The following is a 6,000-nucleotide window of genomic DNA, read 5'->3' as shown; positions in this document are numbered from 1 at the left end:
GTATCAGTTCTGGGATGGCGGCAGCGGTGCCAACAGTGCCTATTTCTGGACGCCCAACAATTATCATCACGCTGCAGAAACCGAAATTACCGTCGCTGCCTCCGACCTTGCAAATGTCTGGATAAGGGGCGGGACGGCCGGTGGCTCGGAAACCATGTTCGTCCGGGCCTTCGATGGCACCGGTTGGAGCGCCTGGGACAGCTTCGTATTCACCACAATCCCGAACACGGCGCCGGTGGCGACGATCAACGATCACAGTGTGAATGCGAATACGTGGGCGCAGGTATCAAGCTGGGTCAATTATTCCGATGCCGATGGCAATGCCGCAACCCAGTATCAGTTCTGGGATGGCGGCAGCGGTGCCAACAGTGCCTATATCTGGACGCCCAACAATTATCATAACAATGCAGAAACCGAAATTACCGTCGCTGCCTCCGACCTTGCAAATGTCTGGATAAGGGGCGGGACGGCCGGTGGCTCGGAAACCATGTTCGTCCGGGCCTTCGATGGCACCGGTTGGAGCGCTTGGGATATGTTCGGCCTCACGACGGTCTAGTCGCGAGAGTGCTTTCCGTATCCGACGCTTCGCGGCTTCATAAGACACCCCCGGAAAAAGCCCCGGATCAGATCCGGGGCTCTGCTTTTTGCAGCATGCGTTTCGCGACTGTCTATTCCGGATTGCCGATCGCAACCTTCAGCGTGCCGACGCCGTCGACGCCGCATTCGATCTTGTCGCCCGGCTTGAGCTGGGAGACGCCGGCCGGCGTACCCGTCATGATGATGTCGCCGGCGGCGAGCGCGACCTGCTGCGAGAGCTGCCAGATGATTTCAGGCACGTTCCAGATCAGCTCGGTGAGGTCGCCCTTCTGGGTTTCGGCGCCGTTGACGGTAAGCCAGATCTTGCCCTTGGCGGGATGGCCGATCTTCGAGGCCGGCTGCAGCGCCGAGCAGGGCGCGGAATAGTCGAACGACTTGCCGACTTCCCACGGGCGCTCCTTTTTGCGCGAGGCGATCTGCAGGTCGCGGCGGGTCAAGTCGATGCCGACGGCATAGCCGTAGACATGGTCGAGCGCCTTCTCGGCGGGAATATTGAGGCCGCCGCCCTTCATCGCGACGACCAGTTCGACCTCGTGATGCAGGTCCTTGGTCAGCGGCGGGTAGGGGATGGTGGCGCCATCGGCCACCAGCATGTCGGCGTGCTTGGCGAAGAAGAACGGCGGCGCGCGCTCGTCATTGCCCATCTCGCGGATGTGCTCGAGATAGTTGCGCCCGACGCACCAGATGCGGCGCACGGGATAGGATTTCGATTCACCGACGACGGGAAGCGAAGGCTGCGGGGGAGCGGGAATGACGTAGGATGCGGCGTTCATGAAATGGGTCTCTGGACGGGTTTTGGGGTGGAACGGCGGCGATAGCTTTACGCGGTTGCGCTGATCGGCGCCAGACTGGGATGGCTGCGCTGTTGCAGGCGGAAGAACGAGGCGTAGCGCCCGCCGCGCCGCAACAGGTCGTCATGCTGGCCGCGCTCGACGATCTCGCCGCCTTCGACCACCAGAATGGCGTCGGCGTGCATGATGGTGTGCAGGCGGTGGGCGATCACGATCGTGGTCCGGTTCCGGCACAGATGCTCGATGGCCTCCTGTACGGCTTTTTCGGATTCCGAATCCAGCGCGGCGGTGGCCTCGTCCAGCAGGATGATCGGCGCGTTCTTGATCAGCGCGCGGGCCACCGCGATGCGCTGGCGCTGGCCGCCGGAGAGTTGCGTACCGTGCTCGCCGACCGGGGTGTCGTAGCCGAGCGGAAAACCCATGATGAAGTCGTGGGCACAGGCGGCCTTGGCGGCGGCCTCGATTTCGTCCCTGGTGGCGCCGACCTTGCCGAAGGCGATGTTGGCGCCGATGGTGTCGCGGAACAAATAGACGTCCTGGCCGACATAGCCGGTCTGCTGGCGCAGCGAATGGCGCGACACGCCCGAGATCGCCTGCCCATCGATCAGGATGGCGCCGGCGCCCACCTCGTAGAGCCGCAGCAGCAGCGCCAGCACGGTGGATTTGCCGCCGCCGGACGGGCCGACCAAAGCGGTGGTCTTGCCGGGTTCGGCGATGAAGCTCATGCGGCGCAGCACCGGCTCGTTCGGCCGGTAACCGAAGGTCACGTCGCGAAACTCGACCCGCGCGTCCGAGAGCTTCAGGGCCGGCTTGTCGTCGTCGGCGGGCTCGGTCGGCGGGCTGTCGACGATTTCCAGCAGTTTGCGCGCGCCGATCAGATTGCTGTTCAACTCGATATTGAGCCGCGCCAGCCGCTTGGCCGGCTCATAGGCCAGGAGGAACGCGGTCAGGAACGAAAAGAACTGGCCGGGCGAGGCGCCCATCGCGACCACGCGATAGCCGCCATACATCAGCCCCGCGGCGATCGCGAAACCGCCCAGCGTTTCCATCAGCGGGCTCGATCGGCTGGAGACCCGCGCCATCTTGTTGGCATTACGTTCGACGGCGGTGATGCTGGCGTCGATGCGCTCGCGCATCGCCTGCTCGAGCGTGAACGCTTTCACGGTGCGGATGCCCTGCAGCGATTCCTGCATGGTTTCCATGATGTCGGCGGTGCCGGAAAACTGGTTGTGCGCAAGGCCCTTGATGCGCTTGACGAGCTTGCGCAGCACCAGCATCGCCGGGGGGGCCACGCCGAAACCCAGCAGCGCCATGTACGGGTCCGTCATCAGCATGACCACGACGAGCGCGATCAACGACAGCAGATCGCGTCCGATGGCGTTGATCAAAAGATTGAGGACCTGCGTCACCGACGTGGCGCCGGCGGTCAGCCGTGCCAGAAATTCCGAGGAATGCCGTTCGGAAAAGAAGGCGATGTTTTCGCTCATCAGCTTGGCAAACAGCTGGCGCTGGTTGTTGGCGAGGATCGCGTTGCCGATCTGCGACAGGATCACGGTGTGGCCGTAGGTCGCCGCACCCTTGAGCGTGAAGATGACGATGGTGACCAGCGACAGGATCGCAATCCCGCGCACGTCCTTGTCGACATAGGCCTTGTTGATGACTTCGCCGAGCAGATAGGCGGAACCGGCCGTCGTCGCCGCCGCAACCCCCATCAGCGCGAACGCCAGCAGATAGCGCCGCCAGTAGGCGAGGCCCTGTTCGGCCACCAGGCGGCGAATCAGGATCGCCGCGCCATAGGGGTCGTCGGTGATTTTTCTCGGAATTTCTCTTGGAAGCTCGGTCATCCGCGTTCCATTGACGGCGCTGGGCATGAATTACCCGCGTGTCAGGGCTGCTACGGTGACTGCTTGCCCGCTAAATGACGGTTTTTCAAGCCAAATAACAGCTTGATTTTACGCCGATTCCGCTTGCCGGCCGAGGCCGCCGCGCTCGTGGAACAGCCGCTCTTCCCAGGCCAGCGCGTGGGTGGCGATGGTCTCGAGATCATCATATTGCGGCGTCCAGTCCAGCGTGGCGCGGATGCGGCTGGTGTCGGCGACCATGGTCATGATGTCGCCGGGCCGGCGCGGCGCGTATTGAACCGCGAAATTGCGCATCGCGACGCGGCGCACCGCCTCGATGGTCTCCAGCACCGAATAGCCGCGGCCATAGCCGCAGTTCAGCGTGACCGAACTGCCGCCGCTGCGCAGATACGACAGCGCGGCGAGGTGCGCCTGCGCGAGGTCGCTGACATGGATGAAATCGCGGATGCAGCTGCCGTCCGGCGTCGGGTAATCGGTCCCGAACACGTCGATCTTGGCGCGCTGTCCGGTGGCGGCTTCGACGGCGATCTTCAGAAGATGCGTCGCACCGACGGTGGCAAGGCCGACGCGTCCCTTCGGATCGGCGCCGGCGACATTGAAGTAACGCAGCGCGACATATTTCAGATCGTGCGCCGCGGCGACGTCGTGCAGCATCAGTTCGGTCATCAACTTGGAAGAACCGTAGGGCGACAGCGGCCGGGTCGGCGCATGCTCGGGCACCGGCACAGCATCCGGATTGCCATAGACGGCGGCGGTCGACGAAAAGATGAAGCGGTTGACGCCGCCCTTGACGGCCGCGTTCAGCAGGCTGCGCGTCGTCATGGTGTTGTTGCGGTAATAAGCCAGGGGATCGCGCATCGAATCCGGCACCACCACGGAGCCGGCGAAATGGATGATGCTCTCGACGCCGTGCTGGGACAGCACGCCCTCGACGAGGTTTTCGTCGCCGGCGTCGCCGATGAACAGCGGCACGCCCTCGGGCAGGAAGGCGGAGAATCCGGTGGAGAGATTGTCGATCACGACGACGCTTTCGCCGGCGTCCGCCAGCGCGTGAACCATATGACTTCCGATATAGCCGGCGCCACCGGTGACAAGCACGGTCATGGGCTTACCCTCTCTCCCAGTTGTTGCCGCCGATGCTAGCCGGGGCGCGATGAAGAGTGGGTTTCGTCATGAGCGAACTGGCCACTATGCTTAATGTTGCGTATAGGAACCCTCGTAAACGGAGCCGGACGTGCCGATCGAGAACAATTCAGCCGATGATCTGCAGCTGATCGTGCCGAATCTGCACAGGCGCTATTCCGGCGTCACCGCAACCAACCGGATGGTGGCGCCGAAACTCGCCCGGATGTTTCGCGCGGCATGGCTCGGTTCCCACGCCCCCGACGGCATAGCGCGGATGGGGTTCGGCGATTTGCCAAAACTCTGGCGCCGCCGCACGCCGCTGATCTGGCACGCGCGGCGCAACGACGAAATGATTGCCGGCGTGTTGTTGCGCGCGCTCGGCTGGCCGCTGAAGCTCGTGTTCACGTCGGCGGCGCAGCGGCATCATAAATCGCTGACGCGCTGGCTGATCCGGCGCATGGACGCGATCATCGCCACCAGCGCGCTCTCGGCCTCTTTCCTCAAGCGTGAAGCAACGGTCGTGATGCATGGCGTCGATACTATCAGCTATGCGCCGCCGGCCGATCGCGCGGCGGCGTTTGCGCAAAGCGGATTGCCGGGCCGTTATGCGATCGGCTGCTTCGGCCGCGTCCGCGCGCAAAAGGGCAGCGACGTCTTCGTGGAGGCGATGTGCCGGCTGCTGCCGCGCTATCCGGACTTCACCGCTGTCATCGTCGGCGCTGTTGTGCCCGAGCAGCAAGGCTTTGCGAATGGCCTGAAAAAGCAGATCGAGGCTGCCGGTTTGCAGTCACGAATTATCATTACCGGCGAGATCGAGATCGAGGAAGTGCAGCGCTGGTATCAGCGGCTGACGATCTACGCCTTCACCTCGCGCAACGAAGGCTTTGGATTGACGCTGATCGAGGCGATGTCGTCCGGCGCGGCGCTGGTGGCGTCGCGGGCGGGCGCGGCCGAATTCGTGGTCGAGGACGGCGTCACCGGCGTGCTGACGCCGCCCGGCGACGCTGATGCCTTGGTGACGGCGCTGGAACCGCTGATGCGCGATCCTGCCTCGGCGGCGGCGATGGGGGTGCGGGCGCGAGCGCGCGTGCTGGAGAAGTTTAGTCTCGAAGCTGAAGCCAATGCGATCGCCGAGGTTTATCGCGGTCTTTCTATTTCGTCTCCAAACGCGTGATGTCCGATTCATCCAGATGAGCTGTTTTCTCATCAAGAAGAGGATTTGAGTGCCAGTCGGCGCTATCGCCGGCCTCGCCGTGCTTGACGGTGTGAATGACCGAATTGCGATACATGTAAACGTTGTGCGAAACGTTCGGCTCGGTGGTGCATATCTCGTTCGGTCCGAATATGCGGATCTTCAAAGCGCCTTCGACCAGTTCGGCGAGAGCCACTCTGCCCCGCTGGACGATATAGGTTTCGCGAACGTTGCGGTGAAAATGGCTCTTTTGCCAGCCGCCGCTGTCGGTCGCCTCGGTCCGGATATAGGCCGTTCCATCGTCGTGCTTCAGGCGAAATCGAAATTCGCCGTTTGGCATTTCGTTATGTTCGATCGAGACGCCTTTCGTCCGCGCTTCTTCCGGCCCAACGCCGCGTGGTTGATCGGCCATGTTCGATTCCTCTTCGGCTAG

Annotated in this window: 5 protein-coding genes and 1 pseudogene; 2 read left to right on the top strand and 4 right to left on the bottom strand. The window is 63.1% G+C overall.

The genetic code is table 11. The features are described from left to right. Positions 1-556 (top strand): annotated as a pseudogene (locus JQ600_RS30585) (hypothetical protein); the annotation flags it as partial. 112 nt (positions 557-668) lie between these two features. Here the strand turns inward: JQ600_RS30585 and JQ600_RS30580 are convergent. The 3 genes from JQ600_RS30580 to galE all read right to left on the bottom strand — a co-directional run bounded on the left by JQ600_RS30580 (position 669) and on the right by galE (position 4,354). After that, positions 669-1,370, bottom strand: coding sequence for a fumarylacetoacetate hydrolase family protein (locus tag JQ600_RS30580; protein WP_212268928.1), 702 nt, complete (start codon positions 1,368-1,370; stop codon positions 669-671). A 47-nt stretch (positions 1,371-1,417) separates the two neighbouring features. Then, positions 1,418-3,232 (bottom strand): ABC transporter ATP-binding protein, encoded by a 1,815-nt coding sequence (locus tag JQ600_RS30575; protein ID WP_212490247.1) that lies wholly within the window; start codon positions 3,230-3,232, stop codon positions 1,418-1,420. Between the two features lie 108 nt (positions 3,233-3,340). Beyond that, positions 3,341-4,354: a UDP-glucose 4-epimerase GalE gene (gene galE, locus JQ600_RS30570; protein WP_212268930.1), complete on the bottom strand. Its 1,014-nt coding sequence runs from the start codon at positions 4,352-4,354 to the stop codon at positions 3,341-3,343. 130 nt (positions 4,355-4,484) lie between these two features. Here galE and JQ600_RS30565 point away from each other — a divergent pair, with 130 nt between their 5' ends. Then, a complete protein-coding gene (locus JQ600_RS30565) occupies positions 4,485-5,549 on the top strand; it encodes a glycosyltransferase family 4 protein (RefSeq protein WP_212490246.1) in 1,065 nt (354 codons plus the stop codon). Here JQ600_RS30565 and JQ600_RS30560 read toward each other — a convergent pair. Then, positions 5,527-5,979 carry a hypothetical protein gene (locus JQ600_RS30560; RefSeq protein ID WP_212490245.1) on the bottom strand — a complete coding sequence of 151 codons (453 nt, stop codon included), beginning with the start codon at positions 5,977-5,979 and terminating at the stop codon, positions 5,527-5,529. The genes JQ600_RS30565 and JQ600_RS30560 overlap by 23 nt on opposite strands. Between the last annotated feature and the right edge of the window lie 21 nt (positions 5,980-6,000).

This window comes from Bradyrhizobium sp. AUGA SZCCT0176, assembly GCF_018130145.1.
In the GTDB taxonomy this organism is placed as follows: domain Bacteria; phylum Pseudomonadota; class Alphaproteobacteria; order Rhizobiales; family Xanthobacteraceae; genus Bradyrhizobium.
Note: the sequence above shows the minus strand (reverse complement) of the source record. Positions and strands in the feature narration are given on the sequence as shown.

What these genes read in the sequence shown, in the direction of transcription:
- JQ600_RS30580 (WP_212268928.1), bottom strand. Translation starts at nt 1,370, where the DNA reads ATGAACGCCGCATCCTACGTCATTCCCGCTCCCCCGCAGCCTTCGCTT.
- JQ600_RS30575 (WP_212490247.1), bottom strand. Translation starts at nt 3,232, where the DNA reads ATGACCGAGCTTCCAAGAGAAATTCCGAGAAAAATCACCGACGACCCC.
- galE (WP_212268930.1), bottom strand. Translation starts at nt 4,354, where the DNA reads ATGACCGTGCTTGTCACCGGTGGCGCCGGCTATATCGGAAGTCATATG.
- JQ600_RS30560 (WP_212490245.1), bottom strand. Translation starts at nt 5,979, where the DNA reads ATGGCCGATCAACCACGCGGCGTTGGGCCGGAAGAAGCGCGGACGAAA.